This window comes from Roseibium sp. SCP14 (genome assembly GCF_040329475.1).
Lineage (GTDB): Bacteria > Pseudomonadota > Alphaproteobacteria > Rhizobiales > Stappiaceae > Roseibium.
Map to the genome: position 1 here is coordinate 635992 of NZ_JBDZYH010000004.1, position 22596 is coordinate 658587.

The 22596-nt window shown below is 55.7% G+C and carries 23 protein-coding genes and 1 tRNA gene; 10 read left to right on the plus strand and 14 right to left on the minus strand.

Features of this window, described 5'->3' with window-relative positions; genetic code table 11:
* Window positions 1–12: 12 nt before the first annotated feature.
* On the minus strand, window positions 13–627 hold the full coding sequence (locus ABLQ08_RS20020; RefSeq protein WP_352945526.1) for a YceI family protein: 615 nt from the start codon (window positions 625–627) through the stop codon (window positions 13–15).
* Between the two features lie 291 nt (window positions 628–918).
* Between ABLQ08_RS20020 and ABLQ08_RS20025 the strand changes: the two genes are divergently transcribed.
* The 3 genes from ABLQ08_RS20025 to ABLQ08_RS20035 all read left to right on the plus strand — a co-directional run bounded on the left by ABLQ08_RS20025 (window position 919) and on the right by ABLQ08_RS20035 (window position 2662).
* A complete protein-coding gene (locus ABLQ08_RS20025) occupies window positions 919–1440 on the plus strand; it encodes a L,D-transpeptidase (protein WP_352945528.1) in 522 nt (173 codons plus the stop codon).
* 275 nt (window positions 1441–1715) lie between these two features.
* Window positions 1716–2324, plus strand: a complete 609-nt coding sequence (locus tag ABLQ08_RS20030) for a sulfite oxidase heme-binding subunit YedZ (RefSeq protein ID WP_352945530.1) — start codon at window positions 1716–1718, stop codon at window positions 2322–2324.
* A gap of 32 nt (window positions 2325–2356) precedes the next feature.
* The gene (locus ABLQ08_RS20035) at window positions 2357–2662 is read left to right on the plus strand and encodes a PepSY domain-containing protein (protein WP_352945532.1); all 306 of its coding nucleotides are present in this window, start codon (window positions 2357–2359) and stop codon (window positions 2660–2662) included.
* 24 nt (window positions 2663–2686) lie between these two features.
* On the opposite strand, the gene ABLQ08_RS20040 is transcribed toward ABLQ08_RS20035, so the two are convergent.
* From ABLQ08_RS20040 to ABLQ08_RS20050, 3 genes are read right to left on the minus strand one after another with little or no spacing between them, the layout of a single operon-like run.
* The gene (locus ABLQ08_RS20040) at window positions 2687–3013 is read right to left on the minus strand and encodes a pyrophosphatase (protein ID WP_352945534.1); all 327 of its coding nucleotides are present in this window, start codon (window positions 3011–3013) and stop codon (window positions 2687–2689) included.
* Window positions 3014–3032: 19 nt separating this feature from the next.
* Window positions 3033–4238 (minus strand): vWA domain-containing protein, encoded by a 1206-nt coding sequence (locus ABLQ08_RS20045; protein WP_352945536.1) that lies wholly within the window; start codon window positions 4236–4238, stop codon window positions 3033–3035.
* 16 nt (window positions 4239–4254) lie between these two features.
* Window positions 4255–5193, minus strand: coding sequence for an AAA family ATPase (locus ABLQ08_RS20050; RefSeq protein WP_352945538.1), 939 nt, complete (start codon window positions 5191–5193; stop codon window positions 4255–4257).
* Between the two features lie 139 nt (window positions 5194–5332).
* Between ABLQ08_RS20050 and ABLQ08_RS20055 the strand changes: the two genes are divergently transcribed.
* Both ABLQ08_RS20055 and ABLQ08_RS20060 read left to right on the plus strand, forming a co-directional pair.
* Entirely contained in the window at window positions 5333–5680 is a 348-nt protein-coding gene (locus tag ABLQ08_RS20055; protein ID WP_352945539.1) for a c-type cytochrome, read from the plus strand.
* A 149-nt stretch (window positions 5681–5829) separates the two neighbouring features.
* Window positions 5830–6102, plus strand: coding sequence for an usg protein (locus ABLQ08_RS20060; protein WP_352945541.1), 273 nt, complete (start codon window positions 5830–5832; stop codon window positions 6100–6102).
* Window positions 6103–6106: 4 nt separating this feature from the next.
* Here ABLQ08_RS20060 and ABLQ08_RS20065 read toward each other — a convergent pair whose 3' ends face one another.
* Entirely contained in the window at window positions 6107–6910 is an 804-nt protein-coding gene (locus ABLQ08_RS20065) for a tRNA1(Val) (adenine(37)-N6)-methyltransferase (protein WP_352945543.1), read from the minus strand.
* A 1-nt stretch (window position 6911) separates the two neighbouring features.
* A complete protein-coding gene (locus tag ABLQ08_RS20070) occupies window positions 6912–7148 on the minus strand; it encodes a DUF2007 domain-containing protein (RefSeq protein WP_352945545.1) in 237 nt (78 codons plus the stop codon).
* Between the two features lie 176 nt (window positions 7149–7324).
* Between ABLQ08_RS20070 and ABLQ08_RS20075 the strand changes: the two genes are divergently transcribed.
* Window positions 7325–8341 (plus strand): polyprenyl synthetase family protein, encoded by a 1017-nt coding sequence (locus ABLQ08_RS20075; RefSeq protein WP_417714931.1) that lies wholly within the window; start codon window positions 7325–7327, stop codon window positions 8339–8341.
* A 73-nt stretch (window positions 8342–8414) separates the two neighbouring features.
* On the opposite strand, the gene ABLQ08_RS20080 is transcribed toward ABLQ08_RS20075, so the two are convergent.
* Complete coding sequence (locus tag ABLQ08_RS20080) at window positions 8415–9296, minus strand: 4-(cytidine 5'-diphospho)-2-C-methyl-D-erythritol kinase (protein WP_352945549.1); 882 nt, start codon at window positions 9294–9296, stop codon at window positions 8415–8417.
* 12 nt (window positions 9297–9308) lie between these two features.
* Entirely contained in the window at window positions 9309–11096 is a 1788-nt protein-coding gene (locus tag ABLQ08_RS20085) for a tetratricopeptide repeat protein (protein WP_352945551.1), read from the minus strand.
* 273 nt (window positions 11097–11369) lie between these two features.
* Between ABLQ08_RS20085 and ppdK the strand changes: the two genes are divergently transcribed.
* On the plus strand, window positions 11370–14042 hold the full coding sequence (ppdK, locus tag ABLQ08_RS20090; RefSeq protein ID WP_352945553.1) for a pyruvate, phosphate dikinase: 2673 nt from the start codon (window positions 11370–11372) through the stop codon (window positions 14040–14042).
* A gap of 41 nt (window positions 14043–14083) precedes the next feature.
* On the plus strand, window positions 14084–15037 hold the full coding sequence (gene meaB / locus ABLQ08_RS20095; RefSeq protein ID WP_352945554.1) for a methylmalonyl Co-A mutase-associated GTPase MeaB: 954 nt from the start codon (window positions 14084–14086) through the stop codon (window positions 15035–15037).
* A 21-nt stretch (window positions 15038–15058) separates the two neighbouring features.
* Here meaB and ABLQ08_RS20100 read toward each other — a convergent pair whose 3' ends face one another.
* From ABLQ08_RS20100 to map, 3 genes are all read right to left on the minus strand, one after another.
* The gene (locus ABLQ08_RS20100; protein WP_352945556.1) at window positions 15059–17338 is read right to left on the minus strand and encodes a bifunctional diguanylate cyclase/phosphodiesterase; all 2280 of its coding nucleotides are present in this window, start codon (window positions 17336–17338) and stop codon (window positions 15059–15061) included.
* A 166-nt stretch (window positions 17339–17504) separates the two neighbouring features.
* A complete protein-coding gene (gene radC, locus ABLQ08_RS20105; protein ID WP_352945558.1) occupies window positions 17505–18215 on the minus strand; it encodes a RadC family protein in 711 nt (236 codons plus the stop codon).
* A gap of 7 nt (window positions 18216–18222) precedes the next feature.
* On the minus strand, window positions 18223–19053 hold the full coding sequence (gene map, locus ABLQ08_RS20110) for a type I methionyl aminopeptidase (protein ID WP_352945560.1): 831 nt from the start codon (window positions 19051–19053) through the stop codon (window positions 18223–18225).
* 226 nt (window positions 19054–19279) lie between these two features.
* On the opposite strand from map, the gene ABLQ08_RS20115 reads away from it, so the two are divergent.
* Window positions 19280–19365, plus strand: a tRNA-Leu gene (locus tag ABLQ08_RS20115).
* A gap of 56 nt (window positions 19366–19421) precedes the next feature.
* Here ABLQ08_RS20115 and ABLQ08_RS20120 read toward each other — a convergent pair.
* The 3 genes from ABLQ08_RS20120 to ABLQ08_RS20130 form a co-directional block, all read right to left on the minus strand.
* Window positions 19422–19949, minus strand: a complete 528-nt coding sequence (locus ABLQ08_RS20120; RefSeq protein ID WP_352945562.1) for a DUF4269 domain-containing protein — start codon at window positions 19947–19949, stop codon at window positions 19422–19424.
* A 62-nt stretch (window positions 19950–20011) separates the two neighbouring features.
* Complete coding sequence (locus ABLQ08_RS20125) at window positions 20012–20824, minus strand: creatininase family protein (RefSeq protein WP_352945563.1); 813 nt, start codon at window positions 20822–20824, stop codon at window positions 20012–20014.
* Between the two features lie 36 nt (window positions 20825–20860).
* The gene (locus ABLQ08_RS20130) at window positions 20861–21247 is read right to left on the minus strand and encodes a RidA family protein (RefSeq protein ID WP_352945565.1); all 387 of its coding nucleotides are present in this window, start codon (window positions 21245–21247) and stop codon (window positions 20861–20863) included.
* 330 nt (window positions 21248–21577) lie between these two features.
* Here ABLQ08_RS20130 and ABLQ08_RS20135 point away from each other — a divergent pair, with 330 nt between their 5' ends.
* A complete protein-coding gene (locus ABLQ08_RS20135) occupies window positions 21578–22588 on the plus strand; it encodes an ABC transporter substrate-binding protein (RefSeq protein ID WP_352945606.1) in 1011 nt (336 codons plus the stop codon).
* Window positions 22589–22596 lie beyond the last annotated feature (8 nt).

Below are 22596 nucleotides of genomic sequence, written 5' to 3' on the forward strand. Positions count from 1 at the left end.
AGGGCGCAGTTCTCAGCCGCGCCGACCCGTTCCTCTGATTTTCAAGTTCACCTTGTCCGCATAGATGGGCAATCCGGCATCCATTCCATAAAGACTTCTGAAAAAACCGCCTGAAACTTCGAAGGCAACTCGTCCCCTGGAATTGGTGTTCGTTATTTTCACCGAGAGTTTGGTCCTTTTGCGTTGCCCCCGAAGCGACAGAACACCTTCGACTTCGGCCGAATATTTCCCGGTGATGACAATTCTCGTGCTCTGGAATTTCGCGATCGGATGATTTGCAACGTCAAACATGGCCGAGCTTTTCAGAAATCCCGTGACGCGGTCGTTGTTGGTTTTGACGCTCCTGAGATCCACGGTGACATTTACACGGCTCTTTTCCGGCCGGTTCTGGTTCAGGATCATCTTGCCTGTCACGTTCTTGAATTCGCCGAGCACCGGACCTCGACCGAGAACCCGCACGGAAAAGCCGGTATCAATGTTTGAAGGCGTCAGAACATAAGTTCCAGAAATCGGTCCTGCACTGACACGGAGGGAACTGGTGAACAAGGCACCGAAACCCAGGATAAAGACCAAGCCCAATAGGAGCAGATAACGAGAAGCAAAGTTGATCGGCCAATGACGCGTCATGTGAATTGTCCTTGCTTTGTATGATCTTCCGCGACCTTTCCGGGTGAATGCCTTTCCTCAAGCATTCAAAGGTCTGCAGGCCGCGAGTTGATAGCGGCTCCCACAATACGAATTTTCCTACCGAACGGTATGCAATTCCGATCACAAGTCCTGAAGCTTGCCACACATTCCGGCGAGTGCTTCAGGTGGATGGAGGCTTCCTTGTTAACCTTCTGGTAAGAAAGTAGGGCGGGGCTGGTTCTTTCAAGGGCGGCCCCGCGATAATCTTTCCCGAAGGATCAAGGGAAAGTCATGCGTTCAAAACCCTTCATTTGTCTTTTGTTGCCATTGCTCGGGCTCACGTTCCTCTTCGCTGCGCCGTTGCCTGGAATTGCCGCGGAACTTGTCGGGTTTTCCGACCACCGTTTTCGCCCGGGGACAATTGTGATCCGAAACTCCGAGAGACGGCTTTACCTCGTGCTGCGCGGAAATCGCGCTATCCGGTACAAGGTTGCGGTGGGAAAACGCCGAAAGGCGTGGACTGGTCAGGCGCAGATTACAGCGAAATATCTGAAACCAGACTGGTCACCTTCGGCGGAAGTCCGCAGAGACTTTCCCAATCTACCCAACGTGATCAGAGGTGGGGCGCCCAACAATCCGATGGGAGTTGCTGCCATGACCCTGTCCAACGGCAATTATGCCATTCACGGCACCAACAGACCGGGATCCATTGGGCGTGCTGTCTCTTACGGGTGTATCCGTATGGCCAATCATGACATTGAGGATCTTTTTCAAAGGGTAGGGATCAGAACTCCGGTTGTTGCCTTGCCATAGAGGGCTGCAAAGCGGTCGCAGGGACAGCTTGCCGCATTTAGTTTCATGTTTTTGAATATAATGTCGAGGCGGGCCTGATAAGGCCCTTAAAAGGCCTCGGCCGGTTCCAAGTGCCCCAACGCGGAACCGTCGGGGTTTTCTCGTTGTTGTTCCCTATCGATACATTTTGCGACAAATGGGTGCTGGAGCTGGGACAGTTCTACGACACTTGTCCGTTATCTTCGGATCAAACTTGGGGTTCCAAGGAGATCCGCAAGGTCATGGGCAGAGACTTAATGAAGAAGATAGTGGATAGCAGAGCCTTCATTTGGGTTCTTTTGGTGTTGCCGTCCGTTCCAATGATGTTTGCCCTTGCAAGCGGCGCAAATTCGGAAGATGGGCGCCAGGCAACGGAGTTCCTGCTGCATCCCACGGGTGAGTTTGCCGCTCGCTTCATGATCGTTTCCATGATCATTTCTCCCTTTCGCCTGATGTTTCCAAAAAACCGATTCTGGTTCTGGATGCTTCGACGTCGCAGGTACTTCGGCGTTGCCGCCTTCGGTTACGCGGCTTTTCATACTGTTCTTTATCTCATTGACATGGGATCGCTGAAAGCTGTCTTGGGCGAATTCTGGGCACTTGGCATCTGGACCGGGTGGTTTGCCTTTTTTGTGTTCCTGCCTCTGGCAGTCACTTCCAACGACTTTTCTGTCCGTAAGCTCGGTTCAGGTTGGAAGCAGTTGCAACGTCTTGTTTACGTCGCCGCATTGGCAACGTTGCTCCACTGGATATTCGTCCACAACGAGTTTGGACCAGCTCTCGTTCACTTCATTCCGCTTGGTCTTCTTGAAAACTATCGAATTCGCCGGACGCTCAAGGCCCGATTGGCCAAAGCTCCAGCCTGAAACTTTCGTTCACACACGGGAAAGGAAACGTGATGAACTACACACTCCACATAGCCTACTCACTTATTGTTTGGTTTTTCACCATTCCGGCATCCGCAACCGGCCTTTTCGAATGTGAGGCGACCGAAAAGTCCGCCTGGCTTTCTGAAACTGAAGTAACGGCCAAACTGACCGCGGAGGGCTGGGACGTTAGGCGGATGAAGGAAGATGGGGGATGCTGGGAAGTATACGGCACCACCCCTGAAGGACAGCGCGTTGAAGTTTATGTCCATCCTGTCTCGGGCGAAGTGCTGTTGATCAACCAACGCGGCACGATCCTCTACCGGAAGGAAAGCTGACACACCAGCCGGTGGGATTGGAGCTTAGGATTGAGAAACCGGAAGATGCTTCAGCCACTTGCGTTCCAGCGCTTGCTCCAGGTCGATGTTCCGGTTTCTGCAGAACAACAGGATGTGCGCGAACAGGTCCGCCGCTTCGTCTGCCAGGTCTTCTTCAAGATCCTGTCTGGATTTTCCCGAGGATCTGGCATTCCCGGCACACTTCAGGTCCGCAGCGGTTAGTTCACCAAGCTCTTCCGTCAATTTGGCAAGGTACCAGGCACTGCCGCGCTCAATCTCGAACCTTTCGGCGTAGATGTCTGATACGGCGAGGACATCACGCTCGATTTGGGAAAGACTTTTCTTCGACACTTGCAAACCCTTGCGAAATCTAGAGCCAGTTTCTCGGGCTTGCTTTGCTCGATTTTCCGCCGGTTCCGGAAAGAGCTTCGGCAAGATCGGCGACAGCATCGAGGGAGTGAGCGGCGCGGAACTCGTCCACATGCGGCAGCATGGCCCGAATGCCTCTCGCCTTGGCTTCAAACCCGTCGAACCGGAGAAGTGGATTGAGCCAGATGAGACGGCGACAGGACCGGTGCAGGCGGTCCATTTCCCTTTCCAGGTCTTCGTCCGTGTCACGTTCAAGGCCGTCAGTGATCAGAAGAACGGTCGGATTGCCGCTCAGCACGCGGCGCGACCAATGACGATTGAAATCATGCAAGGCCGATGCAATCCGGGTACCGCCGGACCAGTCTTCGACACCTTGAGAACAGGCGTCGAGTGCTTCGTCGGGATCTTTCATCCGGAGCTGTCGCGTGACATTTGTCAGCCGCGTGCCAAACAGGAAAGTGTGTACATCGCGCCGTTCTGCCATAACGCCGTGCAGAAAGTGCAGCAGCAACCGGGAATATTGGCTCATTGAACCTGAGATATCGCACAGGACCACGAGAGGAGGGCGCTTTTCAGCTGGCTTCCTGTATTTCATGTCAATTATCTCGCCGCCCGCGCGCATAGATGCGCGCATCGTCTGGCGTGGATCTATCCGACCTCTGGCTGCGGACTTGAGCCTACGGAGCCTGATCCTGTCCATCGGCATGGCCATGGACTTGAGCGCCCGTTTGGCCTCCTCCACCTCTTCCGCGGTCATCTGGGCAAAGTCTTTTTTCTGCAGGAGTTCACTTCCAGAGACGGTGAATTTCGCATCCACCTCGATTTCCGGAACGGTTTCTTCCGCGACGCGTTCCTGAGCTGCCTGAAATGCCTGTGAAACCCGGGTCTGTCCTGCCTTTGGTTTCTCCAGTGCTCCACGCGGCGGTGCGACAGGAGAAAGTATGGCAAGCATTTTCTCGATCAGGCCGCGGCTTTGCCAGTAAATGCGGAAGGCCTCATCAAACAGCACCTTGTGTTCGTGCTTGCGCACGAAGACCGCGTGTAGCGTCCAGTAAAGATCGTCCCGGCTCTCAATGCCCGAGACTTCAACGGCGTTCACGGCATCGACGACCGAGGCGGGACCGACCGGCACGCCTGCCTTACGCAGTGTGCGGGCGAAGAATACGATGTTGTCCGTAATCCGGGAGCGTGCAGCGGTCGAAGCCATGGTCGGAAAACGGTACCTAGACTGCCGGCATTGTTTGCGGATGAGGAGCCTCCTTGCGGAGCTCGTCAATCATGTGACGGACTTTCGAGCCGCGGACCCGTTCGATGTCGTCCTGGTACTTCAGGAGAACACCAAGCGTGTCAGAGGCCATGTCCGGATCAAGGGCGATTTCGTTGAGTTCGGAAAGAGCCGTCGCCCAGTCCAGGGTCTCGGCAACACCGGGTTGCTTGAACAAATCTTCTTCCGAACGCAGCTTCTGCACGAACGCAACGACTTCCTGTGCGAGCCGCTCGGCAGCTCCCGGAACCTTGCGGCGAACAATTTCCAGTTCACGTTCGGCATCCGGATAATCGACCCAATGGTACAGGCAACGCCGTTTCAGGGCGTCGTGAATTTCACGGGTTCTGTTGGTCGTGATGATCACGATCGGCGGTTCCGAGGCCTTGACGGTGCCGAGCTCGGGAATGGAAACCTGATAGTCTGCCAGAACTTCCAGCAGGAATGCTTCAAACGCTTCGTCAGCACGGTCAAGCTCGTCGATGAGAAAGACCGGTGAGCCGCCGAGCGTGGGCTCGAGCGCCTGCAATACGGGGCGCTTGATCAGGAAACGTTCATCGAAGATCGACTTGGAAAGCTCGGAATGATCTGTGTCACCTGCGGCCTCCGCGACACGGATTTCGACCATCTGTGCCTGGTAGTTCCACTCGTAAACGGCCGACGCGATGTCGAGGCCTTCGTAGCACTGGAGGCGAATGAGATCGCGGCCGAGCGTGGAGGAAAGGACTTTGGCAATTTCGGTCTTGCCGACGCCGGCTTCACCTTCCAGAAACAAGGGGCGGTTCATCCTGAGTGCCAGATGCAGAACCGTCGCCAGGGATCTGTCTGCGACATACCCGGCCTGATCCATCAGAGCGAGGGTTTCGTCGATTGAGGCGGGAAGGGGCGTTCGTGTCATAAATCCTCCAGCAGACGGGTAGGTCACACGGGTTATATAGGCAAAGTTGCCGTGAGAACATGCCCACGTGGTCTCCCTAATGTGCGAATCTTCGAAACCTTTATAGAACTGTGGAGAGATTCAAGGGAGGGAGAAGGACGTGACCTTTGTGAAACCGGTTTGCCTTGGCGCAATGCTAGCTGCCTTCAGCGTTGTGGCAAACGCCGCTGAAGATCCCTATCCGACCGATCCGGTCAGTGTTGCATCAGGCCAGGAACTGGCGGAAATCTACTGTGCGACCTGTCATGCCGTCGGAACAGACGACGAAAGTGCACAAGCCGGCGCACCGGCATTTCGAGACCTTTCCAAGCTTTATCCATTGGAAAGCCTGGAGGAGCCGCTGGCTGAAGGTATCGTGACCGCACACGACAACATGCCGGAATTTGCCTTCGAACCAGATGACATTGATGCGTTTTTGGGGTATTTGACGACCATTCAGTCGAACTGAAGTTTTCCTGAAGTGACGAATAGTATTTTGTTAGCAGTGTTGTTCGAGTGCTGCTAATTTTTCGCTTATAAACAATCTTTGTCCAAATTTGTTTTTGGCGAAGCAGGTTTCCATGACACTCTTTCTTTGTGGGAAAGGAAAGAAAAGGCATGAAAACCAGCTTAGACTTTGAGAAGCGGCTTCTCGGCTATGGTTTAATGACCGCCGAGATCCTGTACAGGCTCCCGGATCATCCGAAACTATTGCAAAGTTTTCTTTGGCAGACCGAGGATCTTGCTCCTCAGTTTCCTGAATTGAACAGGTTTCTGGATTTCTGGGAAAGGGAGATTGACGGTCGCATACATTCAGTGCGCGTGGCTCATCAGAACCTGATCGAGCCGGTGGATTTCAGATATACGAACGGAGAAATCGTGATCCACTGACCGGTCAGCGCCGGAGTGGCAAGCCAAGACCCTTGCCGTCGCGCATGACGCTTTTTGATTGCGCGGTGAACTCGGAGCCGTCACCCTCATGAAGCACAAAGCCCGGCATCAGCCGGAGCGGCGCCTTGCTGGCGCGAATGGCCCGGATCAGGACGCGGGTCGCGGCCGCATCGGGCCGAGGGCGCAACGGGATAACATCGATGGCGCCGAATCTCCCCTGCAGAACATTCAGGAGTTCCTGTAAACCGTCGGCGCGGAAAACCACCGTAAGACTGCCACCTTCCTTGACGATGTCTGTCGCCGTTTTCGCCCAGGGCTCCAGCCCGCGTTCATCCAGCATATGGGCGCCGGCTCGGGCTGATTTTGGCGACGCACGGAACCTGTCCGCCTCGTAATAGGGCGGGTTCATGATTGCGTGGTCGGCCATGGAGGACTTGAGGCCGGCAGCGTGGCGAAGGTTGCCCTTTGTCGTAATGTCGGCTTCCAGAAGGGCGACCCTCATCGCAAAGGAAGCGTTGTGAGGGTCCTGAAGCCCGTCCTGTGCAAGCTTTAGTACGGCCGGGTCGATTTCAACAAGCGTTACAGTGATATCCGGCAAGCGCGCTGCGGCACAAAACCCTGCCGTGCCGACACCTGCGCCGAGATCGACCACATGCCCTTTTGTGCCGTCCGGCAGAGCTGCTGCGAGATAAACCGCATCAAGTCCTGCGCGGTGTCTGCCGCGTTTGGGTTGATGTACATAGACCTGTCCGCCGAGAAATGCGTCGTGTGTTACGTCGCATTCTTCCGATATCCGCGGTTCCGTCATCTCAGGATTGCCCGCGTTCCGGACGAAGTTCATGTTCCAGACCAGCGTCGCGGACAAGCTTGCGAGCCATTTGTATCTGGTCAGCGTCGACGAGGATCCGACGGGGGATCATGGCAAGCGACCCCTCCAGAATGCTCATATTTCCGTCTGCGACAAAATGCTTGATGCCGGCCTCCTCGAGAATCGATTCCAGAAAGGAGATGAGGACAGGGTCATTGGTTCTGACTAGTTCTTCCATATGTTTCCCGGCGTTAGCATCATAGCGACTGGGCGCACGAGTGTGCACCTCTTGGAACTCATTTACAGCAAAACCAGCTGTTTGTGGCATTTCAACAGTTTGTCAACGGATTGCCGTCTTGCCCCGGAGGCGTTCGCGCCATATTGTCCGCACAAATATTCAGGGGAGTGCCATTAGTGGCCGTTGTCGCAACATATTCTGACAATCAACAGCGCCGTCCAAGTATACAGTCTCTTGTGGACCTTGTGTCCGGAGGCATGGCGGATGTCAATGAACTGATCCTCTCCAAGGCAGGCTCCAACGTGGAGCTGATTCCAGAGATCGCCAAACATCTGATTTCATCCGGTGGCAAGCGTCTGCGCCCAATGCTGACATTGGCCTGCGCGGATATGTTCGGTTACCAGGGAAGTGGGCACGTCACATTGGCTGCCAGCGTGGAATTCATGCATACCGCTACCTTGCTTCACGACGACGTCGTCGATGAAAGCGATATGCGTCGAGGCAAACTGGCCGCGCGCAAGCTCTGGGGAAACCAGGCAAGCGTTCTTGTTGGTGACTACCTGCTCGGGCAGGCCTTCAAGATGATGGTGGATGTCGGATCGCTCGAAGCGCTTGGCATTCTGTCGACCGCTTCTGCCGTTATTGCCGAAGGCGAAGTCCTGCAGCTTGGTGCAGCCAAGAACATCGAGACCAGCGAAGCCGATTATCTGCGGGTGATCGAGGCGAAAACCGCAGCATTGTTCGCAGCCGCTGCGGAAGTGGGCCCGGTAATCGCCGGTCAGGGCGATGACATGAAGCTGGCCGCACGCACATACGGTATGGAACTCGGTTACGCTTTCCAGCTCGTCGACGATGCCCTCGACTACGGCGGATCGTCCGCGGATCTTGGCAAGGATGTCGGCGACGATTTCCGGGAAGGCAAGATCACGCTACCGGTCGTGCTGGCGATTGCGCGGGGAACGGATGCCGATCGCGCCTTCTGGAAACGGTGCCTTGAAGGCGACGACATTGAGGACGGCGACCTGGAGCAGGCGATTGAGTTGCTCAAAAAATACGATGCCCTTGCCGACACCGTGACCAGGGCGCAGGACTATGGAGCAAAAGCATTGAAGGCGCTGGAGACACTTCCATCCGGTGCGCATAACGATGCGCTGGCAGATGCTGTCTCGTTCTGTATTTCCCGTGTGAGCTGACGGGGCAGGCGACCCGAAATCGGGTTTCTCAATGAAAGCCGCTTCCATCGGGGAGCGGCTTTTTTGTTTGGAGTCAGGACAGGGAGCCGGAGGCGATCCACCATCCCGGATGCGCCGTTCTGAGCTGGCGCTCGATGTCCATGGCATCACGCAATTCGCACACGCCATAGCATGTGGCACCGGAGCCGGACATGCGTGAAAACGCAATGCGGGAATCGACATCAAATGCGGAAAGGACATTGCCTATTTCGGGGCACAACGAAACGGCTGCATCCTGCATGTCGTTCCGGCATTCGGATAGATACTCCGTCAATTGAACTACCGAGTTGAAACGTCCGGGCAGCTCCGGCATTGCAGGATTGTCACGCTGGGACATGTTCTTGAACACATCCGGCGTGGAAACGCCAACCTTGGGATTTATCAGAACGATACCGCAGACCGGAAGCTGCGGACCGGGGGCAAGTTCATCCCCGATTCCGCGCATGCGCTGCGGTTCCGGATAAAGGCAGACGGGAACGTCGGCACCGAGAGAAAGTGCCAGATCGTGCAGAGTTTCCTCTGGAAGGTAATTGCCGGAATAGTCTTCCAGCAGACGCAGCGTGGTGGCTGCGTCACTTGAACCACCGCCGATCCCGGAAGCAACCGGCAGGCGCTTCGTGAGCGTCAGCCGCACTTTGGGCACCGGTGTTCCAGCGCATTCGGCAAATGCTCGAACAGCCTTCAATATGAGGTTGCTGTCGGAGGGACCGTCAATGTCGCGTGCAAATGGGCCTTCGACCCTCAGCTCCAGACCCGCAGCTGGTTCAAGCGCCACGCGATCTCCAATCTGAGGAAATGCCACCAGAGAGTCGAGGAGGTGATAGCCGTCCGGCCGTTGCCCGGTAACGTGCAACGCCAAATTGACCTTGGCCCGGGCAAGTTCCACCCGAAGCGCGGACTGCGTGTCATGCGCCATGTCAGGTTCCGGTTAACCGCCGTTCTTTTCCGTGTCGGCCTTGGCCGCATCGGTGACCGAGGGATCCTTCATTCCGTTTGCGATCTTGTCGAGGATCTTGGGAAGTTCCTTCTCCTCGGGCCCGAGATCCCTGGCATGATTCCACTGGAAGCGAGCCTCGTTGCGGCGTCCGACCATCCAGTAGGCATCGCCAAGATGATCGTTGATGACAGGATCGGCCGGGCGCAATTCAATTGCCCGTTCCAGTTCCTTGACAGCATCTTCATAGCGTCCGAGGCGATAGTAGACCCAACCAAGGCTGTCGACGATATAACCGTCCGTCGGGCGAAGCTCCACTGCCGTCTTGATCATCTCAAGCGCTTCATCAAGCTTGAGACCCTGATCGACCAGAGAGTAGCCGAGATAGTTAAGCACCAGAGGCTGGTTTTCGTTGAGTTCCAACGCCTTGCGGAAGTCTTCTTCTGCCAGATCCCACTTGCCCTGGCGCTCGCGGCTGATGCCACGGAAGTAAAGCAACAGCCAGTGCTCCCTTGCCAGCTCAGATATGGTGTCGAGACCCTTGGTGTAGACCTCTTCCGCATCCTCGTAGATTTCATGAGAACGAAGAATGTTACCTAGCGCAATTGCAGCTTCCAGGTCGGAAGGGTCCTGCTTGATCAGTGCTTCGAGATGCGAGCGGGAATTTTCGAGTTGCTCGAGCGTGTTGTAGTTCAGCCCGACCTGAATTTCCGCTTCCCGTTTCAGCACACTGTCATCGGGAACTTTCATCAGTGCCTCGATGGCACGTTCCGGCTGTTCCATGCGTTCAAAAACGCTGCCAAGAGCAATTGCAGCAAACTCTGCGTTGGGATCGAGGTAAAGGGCAAGCTGTAGGTACGATGTTGAGAGCTCCTCACCACCGTCGCGCCCTATGACTGCGCCAAGGCCGTAGAGAATCTCGGACATGCCTTCGGCCGGATCGGTAACCATCGGAGGAATGACGGAACCGCTTTCAAGGATCTCGCGTGTTTGATCCAGTTTGGGATGTCCCCGGAACTGTTCGTCATATTGATCCAGTGTCGCCATGGCATCCTTCTGGCGGCCATTGGCAGCAAGAATGCGGGCATAGGCGTCCACCACCCGGATGGCGCCCTGATCGATTGCGTAAGCGGCTTCCGCTGCTTCCAGAGCGTCCTTGTTTCGGCCTGCTGCAAACAGAAGATGAGCCTTGTGAGTCGCCTTGAAGACTTCGAACCATTCCGGTCCGCTTAGCTCATCGATGACCTTGACGGCTTCGTCAACCTTGCCGCTTCCATAAAGGGCCCAGGCGCGAGAAATACCAATGGAGAGCTGTGCAAGCGGGCCATTCCGGCCCTTGGACAGAGCGGTGTCGGCGTTCTGATAGTTGCCGTCCACCATCTGCTGGCCGCCAAGAGCCAATTGGGCGAGGAAATTTTCAAGCCCGGCCTTTTCAAGTTCACCGGCATAAAGAACCGACTGTTCCACGTCCCCATTTGCCAGTTTCAGCAGGAAAGTGCGTTCCAGAAGCATGGTATTGGTCGGGTCTGCAGCGAGCGTTTCCTCATAAAAGGCAGCTGCATGGCCGTAGTCTTTCTGAAAACCTGCAAGACGCCCGGACAAGTAACTGCCCGACAGTGTGAAGGGCAGATCCGCCGGAGTGCCGAAAGTTTGCGAAGTCGCTGCCGTTTCGGCGTGTGCGGCAGCCGGAAAGAGGGCGATTGCACTGACCAGCGAAAGCAGCTTCAGCTTGAAGGGCCTGCGATCCACTCGGGAAACGGCGCTGGTCACTCGTATCATCATTCCTCGCACTTCTCGTCCATGGCAGTTTGATTTGTTGCTTATTGCTTTTGACAATGGCGTCTTTAAGGCTGTGCGGCAAGGAGGACGGGATAACTTTCTGCCGGTTTAAATCCATTTGAATTTGCTGAGCGTCGGAATTCTTGCGACTTACGGCGAAGAGATACGGGTTTCTACCAAAAAGGGCTTGAAGCTGATCCTTTGCCGTAGCAGGAATGTGCAGTGCAAAATAAACGGAGACGAGGCGTCTCCTGCACGAGGCGAGGAGAGTGACTAATGGCCAAGTGGGTCTACAGCTTCGGAAACGGTGCTGCGGAAGGTAAAGCAGGAATGCGCAACTTGCTCGGTGGTAAGGGTGCGAACCTTGCCGAGATGAGCAGCCTGGGCTTGCCGGTACCTCCTGGTTTCACCATTACGACCGAAGTCTGTACTTGGTATTACGAGCATGGGAAATCCTATCCCGAAGCTCTGACGAATGAAGTCTCCGAGGCACTGGCAAAAATCGGCGCGATCACCGGTCGGAAATTCGGCGATTCTGAACGCCCGCTTCTGGTGTCGGTTCGCTCTGGCGCACGGGTTTCGATGCCGGGAATGATGGACACGGTCCTGAATCTCGGTCTGAATGATCAAACGGTGGAGGCCATTGCAAGGGAGGCAGGGGACCGCCGCTTCGCCTATGACAGCTATCGCCGCTTTATCCAGATGTATTCCGACGTGGTACTCGGGCTTGATCACCATGAGTTCGAGGAAATTCTGGAAGACTACAAGGAGCGAAACGAACTGACGCTCGATACCGAGATCGATGCGGATGCGTGGCTCGGGATAATCGAGAAGTTCAAGGAACTGGTTCAGGAAGAGCTGGAGCGGCCGTTCCCTCAAGACCCGCAGGAACAGCTGTGGGGCGCGATCGGCGCCGTGTTCAGTTCCTGGATGGTTCCGCGCGCAGTTACCTATCGCCGACTGCATGACATTCCCGGTTCCTGGGGAACCGCCGTCAATGTGCAGGCGATGGTGTTCGGAAACATGGGAGAAAGCTCGGCGACAGGTGTTGCCTTCACCCGCAATCCTTCAACCGGCGAAAACGCGCTCTATGGCGAGTTTCTCGTAAATGCACAGGGCGAGGATGTCGTTGCGGGCATCAGAACGCCGCAGGACATCACCGAAAAGGCGCGGACCGAGGCAGGTTCCACAAGTCCGTCTCTCGAAGCGCTCATGCCTGAGGCCTTTGCCGAGTTCCAGTCCTACTGCGCCAAGCTTGAAGCACATTACAAGGACATGCAGGACCTGGAATTCACCATTGAACAGGGCAAGCTGTGGATGCTGCAGACCCGTGCTGGAAAGCGGACGGCGAAAGCAGCGCTCAAGATTGCTGTCGATATGGTTGAAGAGGGCCTTTTGAGCGAAGAAGAAGCAATCGGCCGTGTCGAACCTGCAGCGCTCGATCAGCTGCTTCATCCCACAATCGATCCGAAGGCCGAGCGCGATGTTGTCACAACGGGCCTTCCGGCTTCTCCGGGGGCTGCGTCGGGTGCCATCGTGTTTACCTCCGAAGATGCAGAGAAAGCCAAGGCGGAAGGTCGCAAGGTCATTCTGGTGAGGGTTGAAACAAGCCCGGAGGACATTCATGGCATGCATGCTGCTGAAGGCATTCTGACCAGTCGCGGCGGTATGACCAGCCACGCAGCAGTGGTTGCCAGGGGAATGGGAAAACCGTGTGTGGCGGGCGCCGGCATGCTGCGCATCGACTATCGAAACGGGGTGATCAACGCCGCTGGCCGCCAGCTCAAAGAGGGCGACATAATCACGATCGACGGCGCAACCGGTCAGGTGCTAGCCGGCGAAGTGGAGATGCTGCAACCGACGCTTTCCGGAGACTTCGGTACTCTGATGGGCTGGGCTGACAAGGTGCGGCGGATGCGGGTGCGCACCAACGCCGAAACACCGCAGGATGCAAAGGTCGCCCGTGAATTCGGCGGCGAAGGCATCGGCCTGTGCCGTACGGAGCACATGTTCTTTGAGGGTGAGCGGATTATCGCAGTGCGCGAGATGATCCTTGCGGACAGTTCGCAAGGACGGCGTGCAGCGCTGGCCAAATTGCTGCCGATGCAACGCAAGGACTTCACCGATCTGTTTGAAATCATGCATGGACTGCCGGTGACGATCCGCCTCCTGGATCCACCATTGCATGAATTTCTGCCGAAATCAGATGAAGAGCTTGCGGAAGTTGCCAAGGCGATGGGGGCCGATCCTGACTTGCTGCGCGACCGTGCGCTGGCGCTCGAGGAGTTCAATCCGATGCTTGGCCATCGTGGTTGCCGGCTGCTGGTTTCCTACCCGGAAATCGCGGAAATGCAGGCGAGGGCCATCTTCGAGGCGGCGGTTGGAGCTGCGAAGTCTACCGGAGCGCCGGTCGTTCCGGAAATCATGGTGCCGCTCGTGGGTCTGAAAGGTGAGCTTGATCTGGTGCGCCAAAACATCGAGACAATGGCCAAGGCCGTCGCCGAGGAAACAGGCACCGAGATCTCGTATCAGGTTGGCACGATGGTGGAGCTGCCGCGTGCTGCACTGAAGGCTGCTGAAATCGCACAATCTGCAGAGTTCTTCTCCTTTGGCACCAACGATCTGACACAGACCACTTTCGGCATCTCCCGCGATGATGCGGCTTCCTTCCTGGGGACGTATCAAAGCCGGGGCATCATGGAGCAGGATCCGTTTGTTTCTCTCGATCAGGACGGCGTTGGCGAGCTGATCAAGATCGGTGTGGAGCGGGGACGGTCGACACGCGCTGATATCAAACTCGGTATTTGCGGAGAGCATGGTGGTGATCCGTCGTCCATTTCCTTCTGTGAAAGTGTCGGTCTCGACTATGTCTCGTGCTCGCCTTTCCGCGTGCCGATTGCCCGGTTGGCTTCTGCACAAGCTGCATTGAAGCACAAGAAGACTGGGTGAATGTCATCAGTGAAGGCCGTGGCACGTTCGGGGAGTGAGGATTGAACGTTGCTTTTCCCAAATTGGAAGAACTGCGTGCGGGTGGCAAAAGGCTGCTCGGACGTGTTCTGACACGGCTTGAGACACGGGCCGGCGAAGCGGAAACCGCTACGTTTCTGGACAGTATCTGCGCGTTTCAAAGGGGACACGTTCTGGGTTTGACGGGACCTCCCGGGGTCGGCAAGTCCAGCCTGACGGACGCGTTGATCAAGGCTTACCGGGAAGATGGAAAACGGGTTGCAGTCCTGGCTGTGGACCCGTCATCCGCAATAACCGGAGGAGCTCTTCTTGGTGACCGGACACGTTTGAAGACCGATCCGGAGGATGACCAGGTTTTCGTTCGTTCCATGGCGGCCAGAGACCGCTTGGGCGGCTTGTCCGACCATGCCGTTGCCGCGATCGTGCTGCTTCGGGCTGTCTGCGATCTGGTTATTGTCGAAACCGTCGGTATTGGTCAGTCGGAAGGCGATCTGAAGCAGGCCGTGGACACTGTTGTTCTGTGCGTACAGCCCGGGTCCGGCGACAGTCTGCAATTCATGAAGGCCGGTATCATGGAACTGCCCGATATCGTGGCGGTGACAAAGGCCGATATGGGGGCACTGGCCCGAAGAGCAGCATCTGATGTTGTCGGCGCACTCTCCCTGAGTGTCGATGAACGCTCTTGGAGCATTCCCGTGACGGAGGTTTCCGCCCAGACCGGTGCCGGTATCACAGAACTCGTTGCGAATGCCGTCAGGCATCAGTCTCATTTGGTTGAGGCAGGATTGGTGGGGCACCGGCGCCGTCAGCAGCACGTGACCTGGTTTGAAGACATGGTGAGAAAGTCCTATGGTCAGAGCGGCCTGGAACTCGCCGAAACTGATCGTGACACGCCATGGCTTGAGCGCGCGCAGGAAAGGCCCTTCAGCAGTTTTTCCGACTTTTCCGAGAAGATCAGATCGAGGCTGGGTCTTTGAGATTAAGCCCGCAATTTCGGGTCAGCCTTTGGCCGTCAGCGGCTGATAGCTGAGATCCGTGCCGAAACCGGTGCTGTTGGCTCCGTGAAAATCATCAAGGAACTTGCCCAGTGCCTTGTCTGTCAGTGGTCTGGAAATAAAGAACCCCTGCATTCTGTGGCAGCGATGAGCTTGCAGGAAACGGATTTGCTCAGCCGTTTCAATTCCTTCCGCGACAATCGTCATGCCGAGGGCTTTGCCCAGCTGGATGATCGACACAAGAATGGCTTCCGCTTCCGGATTGCCGTTCATGTCGGAGACGAAATCCCGGTCGATCTTGAGCGTGTCGAAAGGGAACCGGCGCAGATAGCTCAAGCTGGAATAGCCTGACCCGAAGTCATCGAGGGCAACTTTCACACCAAGGTTCTTCAATCTGCTCAGCGCCTGAAGGACGGAGTCATTGCGACCGGCAAACACGCTTTCGGTGACTTCAAGCTCGAGCCGTTGTGGTGGAAGATTGTTGGCCGCCAGGATTGCCATTACCTTCTCGACGAAACGGGGATGCTTGAACTGATTGGGAGAAACGTTGACGGATACCGTCACGCCCGGCCAATCATGCGCCTTGGCACAGGCTTTGTTCAGGACCCAAAGACCAAGATCGTTGATGAGGCCGGTTTCTTCCGCTACCGGAATGAATTGCGCGGGGGAAACTATCGTTCCGTCAGACTTGGTCCAACGGGCGAGGGCCTCGACGGAGACGATGCGTTTGGCATCGGTATCCGTTTGCGGCTGATAGGCCAGGTCCAGTTCGTCATTTTTCAATGCCAGACGGAGTTCGCGGGACATTTTGTCCTTCGATTGGACATGGTGTTCCATGGTCGGTTCGAAGAAGGAACGCCTGTTGCGACCATTCGCCTTGGCATCGTAAAGCGCGATATCGGCCTTGCGAAGAAGTTCGTCCGGGTCGTCGCCATCGCGCGGCGCCACGGCCACACCCAGGGACAGGCTGGCGAACAATTCACGGCTGCCGATCCTGATCGGTCGGCTGATCTCATCCTGAACCTGATCCAGAATGTACTCCAGCCATTCGTCGTCCTTGCTGTCACGGATGACCATGGCGAATTCGTCGCCGCTGATGCGTGCAACGATCCCGGTATCGGGAATGACACGTCGCAAGCGTTCACCGACGGCGACGATCACCTTGTCGCCTGCCGAATGCCCGAGCGTGTCGTTGATGTCCTTGAAGTGATCGAGATCGATATAGACGACAGCGGTTTTCGTGTCCTTCTGGATGCCGTCACGCAATGTGTCGTTCAAAAGGGTGTGGAACCGGGTCCTGTTGGGCAGACCTGAAAGGGCGTCGTGGCGTGATGCGTGAACGGCCTTTGCTTCACTCCGGGCAAGGCGTTTGGTCATCTGTCGGGTGAAAATGGTCACCGCGATCACAACGGCAGCCATCATGAATGCGGCAAGGGCCAGGAACGGATTGACACGCTGGAGCATTTGACTGCCGGGCTGATTGGTTTGCCAGGCGACAACACCTGCGCTCCGTTTTTGTGGCGACAGCAACTCAAACCGCCCGACGCCATCCCGAGTATTTTGAAGATTGGCCAGAACCAGACCCTGAAGGCGCGACATTTCCGCTATTTCCTTCAGTTTTTCTCCTCGTAACGGAACCAGACTGATTAGAACGGCAGGTGGTTTTCTGATCGGAGAAATAGACTGGATCTGCGGCATGACGGCAGCAGCGCTGAAGAGATAAGGGTCCCCGGCAAGCGCAACGATGCCCGTTTCGGCGATGGCCTGGCGGGAATTGCTGCTTTGCGGAACGAAACTGTACAGTCCCGACGGTGTCTTCTTGAACGAGATGATGTAACGCGCCCGAACACGCTTCACGACAGGTGTCAGTTCTTCCAGGAGATCCTCTGATAGCCACTTGATCGTGTAGTCCTGGGCATAGGCCTGCTGCACTTCCAGGTCACGGTTAACAAGGATGGATTTCGAGAAGCCGTGGTTTTGAAACAGCCAGTGCATCATGTTGTTGAAAATCCATCCCTCATCCGGGTCTGGATCATTCACTTCAACAAAGGCCTCATCCCAGATCACGACGCCGGTCTGCTGCTTCACCATGTAGTTTTGCATCAGCTGGAGAGCGCCGTCGATGAGACGATACTGAGAATGCGCCGCGCTTTCGTCCGAAATACGGGCACTCCAGTGCATGACACCAAAAATTCCGACCACGGAGACAAGCACCACAGCGATCATCGGCACGACGATCGTGTTGGCAATATATCCGCCGGAGTTTTTAGTCGAATTGTACATACACGGGCTCAGTTGATTTGAGCCGAGTATCGCATGTGCTGGTTAAAGAAACCCGCAAGATCTTAGTAAAATAAGGGTAAATTGAAATGCGGTCTCGCAGCGGCAGGGGTTTTGATACTTCGGTGATCTGCGCTGTTAGACGGCTGCAACTTGATCTTTGCGAAGGTCAGATCAATTGCATTCCGCGGAAACTGACATTTGTCCTCAGTCCAACGATGATGTGATCGTGAACTTCGATCCCCAGGGGTTCGGCAACTTCAATGATCTTTTGCGTCATCTGAATATCGGCACGGGAGGGAGTTGGATCACCAGAAGGGTGGTTGTGAACCAGAATGAGGGCCGTGGCAGAGTGTTCCAGAGCGCGGCGAATGACTTCGCGCGGGTAAACGGGCGTGTGATCGACGGTGCCTGTTTGCTGGACCTCGTCGGCAATCAGTCCGTTTTTCTTGTCCAGGAACAGTATTCGGAATTGCTCGACGGTAGACAATTCCATCGAAGCCTGGAGATAACTGATCACCTTGGACCAGGAATCCAGCAGCCTGCGCTCATTGAGTTCCGAACGGTGGTATCGGATGATTGCCGCGTGAACAGCCTTCAGAGTGTCGACGCTGATATCCGATAATCCCGTGACTTCCTTCAAACGCTCCCTTGGCGCTGCCAAAGCGGCGGAAAACGAACCGAAGCGCTGCAGGAGTGCCTTTGCAATCGGCTTCGTGTCTTGCCGGGGAAGGGCGGAAAATAACAAAAACTCCAGAAGCTCGTAGTCGGCGAGGCCTTGCTCACCGGTTTTACGGAACCGTTCCCGCAATCTTTGCCGGTGCCCCTTGTGACCTGAGGCATCAGACTTGTCCGAGGAGCCTGGCTCTGGATCCTTCATGAAATTCCTAGTCGGTTGAGCGTCCCGGCTTGTGAATGCCATTGGGGGAGGTGGTAAAGATCTGGCATCCGTCCGGTGTTATGCCGATGGAGTGTTCAAACTGTGCCGATAGCGATCTGTCACGGGTCACGGCTGTCCAACCGTCGCTCAGCACCTTCACGTGCGGCCGGCCCAGATTGACCATCGGCTCGATGGTGAAAATCATGCCTGGCTTCAGTTCAACGCCTTCGCCCGGTCGACCGTAATGAAGAATGTTGGGCGTGTCGTGGAACAATAACCCCAGCCCGTGGCCGCAGAAGTCGCGCACCACGGAGCAACGCTGCGCCTCGACATAGGTCTGGATCGCAGCGCCGATATCACCCGTCGTGTTGCCGGGTTTTGCGGCTTCGATCCCGCGCATGAGAGATTCGTACGTGACGTCGATCAGCCGTTCCGCAGCCCTTTTCAGCTTGCCGACCGGATACATGCGGCTGCTGTCGCCGTGCCAGCCGTCAAGAATGAAGGTAACGTCGATATTGACGATGTCGCCTTCCTTCAGGGCCTTGTTATTGGGAATGCCGTGGCAAACGACATGGTTGATCGAGGTGCAGCTCGATTTGGTGTAACCGCGATAGTTCAGCGTTGCCGGGATTGCATTGTGATCCATGCCATACTGATAGACGAAGTCGTCGATTTCCTGCGTGGTCGTTCCTGGCTTGACGATGTCGGCCAGTTCATCGAGGCAGGCGGCTGTCAACTGTCCTGCGCGCATCATGCCCTCGAAATCGTCAGGGCCGTAGAGGCGAACCTGTCCTGTATTCTTCAACGGGGCTTCAGCGGCATCGATATAGCTGACCATGGGGTACCGTGTCTCACGCTTGGGTGCCGCAACCTCCGCAAAGTCGCAGGGAGGCGGGCGCAGTGAATTTCTATTTGCTTATCTGATGACATACCGTCCGGCGGCGCCAATTTCCAGTTCCAGTTGGCGCAAAATGACGATGAAGTGGAAACTTCCCCGAACTGTCCTGATTTCTGGTCAGCCGTGCTTGCGAATTTTTTCCAAGGCAGCTAGGTGAAAGGAACAAGCGGGCGTGGTGGAACTGGTAGACACAAGGGACTTAAAATCCCTCGGCCCTAGGCTGTACGGGTTCGAGTCCCGTCGCCCGCACCAAATCGCTACAAGCATTAGCAGCCTTCATTGAACATCAGCATTCCGGCCCTCGGATCCTATTGGTGTCGGCGGTTGATGATTTCCCGCAGCTCCTTGTCGGATTTATCTCCCAGGTCGAGCATCGCTTCATATGGATCGCCTTTCAGGTCAAGAAGGCGTGCGAAGGCCGGCTCTGTCTTCAATCCCTGTTGCCTGAGTTTGAGGACCTCGTCGCGCAGGCCCGGCTCGATTGCCAGAACTCTCTGCTCAACACGAAAGTGCCGCACGCCCCATTGATCGTCCGTTTTTAATGCCTGGCAGAACAATTCAATCTGCCAGTCCATGGCAAAAAACGAAGCCACGACTGCCGGGTGGGAGAGATGGTCGACCGAGCGAACGTGGAACTCTTCAAATCCACCAAACTGAAGCCTCACGACATCACTGAAATGGCTCAAGTCGGATGACGAGCACGCAATATCGATATCGCTTGTGTCGATGGCAATTTCGAGCGGAGGTGTGCCGATTATGACCGGAGCAAACTCAATCAGACGATCCAGCAAAGCCAGCTTATTGACTACGTCCTGATAACGCGGTTTCCCGGTCATGCGTGCCTTTGTGTTGTTCCTGAAAAGAAGGTTTCGATGTCTGCCGCTCTGACGGGGCAATGTCAATTGTCCTGCGAGAGCCTCTTCAGGTCGAAGGCGTGTATGTCTCTGAGCAATTCGATGAAGCCGAATGCGGCATGATCGAGAGATCTCTTACCCTTCTCTGCCGTCGCAATCGACGCATTGCCAACCGTTCCCGCCGCGTTGAGGTCCTGTGCCTTCCAGCCGAACTGATGTGGACCGTGTGCCCGCAAGTGTTGAAAGTTCTCAACGAACGTCTCTTGCGTGGATTTGAAATCTTTCGCTTTGTCCATGCGCACAAGATCGGGGAACAGGTGTAGCATGATCGACGTTTCGACATCGCCGCCATGGATGCCGAAGGTCAATTCGTGATCCGAGAAAACGTCATCAGGCTGACCGAACCGGGCCCAGGCCGATCCGACCGCCAGCATGTTGTGCCGGACGCGCAGTTCGCGGGTGACGATATCGACCATCGGTACGTTGCCGCCATGCGAGTTCATCAGGACGATCTTGCGAATACCTGCACGCGCAACGCTTTCACCGATTTCCAGCCATGCCTTGATTGCCGTTTCCCAGGTGAGGGTGAGCGTGCCGGGTGAACAGATGTGTTCATTGGATTTGCCGACCGCCTGAACCGGCAGGAAGGTTGCAGGCAAGTCTTCCGGCAAGAGCTCCACGACACGCCGGATCTGTCCTTCGGCGATTGCGGTGTCGGTAAAAACAGGCAGGTGGGGCCCGTGCTGTTCGATTGCAGCTACCGGCAGAACCGCGATCCAGTCCTTTGTCGATGGCTCGGTGAAGTCGGTCGTCGTCATTTCGTGCCAAAAGGTTTTTGGCAACTTAATCTTCTTCATGAGAAAACCTCTTCAATGAATTGAGAATAATATATTTTAATCGGCTGAAGCCAGAACTTCGATTTCAACCAGAAACTCTTCCCTGGCGAAGCCGGAGACGATCATGAGTGTCGAAGCGGGTGGCGGCGAAGCGATAAACTCATCGCGCGTTTTCATGTAGCCCTGAAGGTAGCGACGGTCCGTAACAAAGGCGTTGATCCGCACAATGTCGCTCAGTTTCATGCCTGCGTCGTGCAGAATGGCTTTTACATTTTCAAAGCACTGCCTTGTCTGGCCTACGATGTCGGCCGGAACCTTGTCCTGGGGCGATATGCCAAGCTGTCCCGAAACCACAAGGAGCCGGTGCCCCGGGGGGACCTCTACAGCATGACTGTATCTGGCAAAGGGTGCGCGAATGTCGTTTGGAGTGTGTGTTCTCGTCAAAATTCACAATCCTGTCTTGAAAGGTGCGTATGTCTGATCGGTGCTGAGGCCTTGGGTGATTTGCGTCGTTGCGCAAAATTCTCGCTGTTGCTGAAAATGTAGTCATGACTACTTTTTATGCTGACATGGCAGGGCCGATGTGTAAATCTTCAATTGTTGCGTGCGGCATCAATCGCAGGCAACATGTCTAAGCGAGCCGGCGGTCGGGAACCTTGGCTCACTTTGCTGTTCCGCTCTTAGGGCCTCTTGAAGGCACAGCGGCAGAGCATTCGGCCCGTTGTGGGCAGATTGACCTGCGCGGTGCTCGATGAAAAAGGGGAAGGCGGAATGATGGAACTTTCTAGGAAAATCGGAATTGCATCACTTCTACTGATGGCGTCGACGAGTGCGCATGCGCTGGAAAAGGTCACCTTCGGCACCAACTGGGTCGCCCAGGCCGAGCATGGCGGCTACTACCAGGCCGTTGCCGACGGAACCTACGAAGATTGTGGGATCGAAGTCGAAATCAAGCCGGGTGGACCTCAGGCGAACAACCGCATCCTTCTGCCTGTCGGAAAGATCGACTTCCTCATGGGTGGAAACATGCTGCAGGCCTTTTCCGCCATAGAGCAGGGCATTCCGACAACCGTCGTCGCGGCTCATTTTCAAAAAGAGCCCCAGATTCTCATGACCCATCCTGATCAGGGGCTGGATACCTGGGACAGCCTGAAAAGCATCAATCTGCTGATCGGCAAGGGCGGTCTGAACTCCTTTTATCAATGGATGAAATCAGAATACGGATTCACTGATGAGCAGGTGCGGCCCTACACCTACAACTCCGCGCCGTTTCTGGCCGACAAGCGGATCGGCCAGCAGGGCTACGTGACCTCAGAGCCATACGCCATTGAAACGGAGGGTGGCTTCGAACCGAACATTTTCCTGATTGCCGACTACGGCTACGACACCTATTCCACGACGGTTGAGACAACCCTCGAGCTTGTCGAGAAGAAGCCGGAAATCGTTCAATGCTTCGTCGACGGGTCCGCGATCGGATGGGTCAATTTCCTTTACGGTGACAATTCCAAAGCGTTGGAAATGATCAAGAAAGACAACCCGGGCATGTCCGACGGTCAATTGGAGTTTTCCATCAACAAGCTAAGGGAATTCGGCATTGTCGACAGCGGTGAAGCACTGACACTCGGCATCGGTGCCATGAGCGATGAGCGCAACAAGTCCTTCTTCGAAAAGATGGTCGCGGCCGGAGTGGTAAACAGCGACGTCGACTACACGAAATCCTACACGCTTCAGTTCGTGAACAAGGGTGTCGGTCTCGACCTGAAGAAGAAGCTGGAAGGCAAATAGGTCGGGAC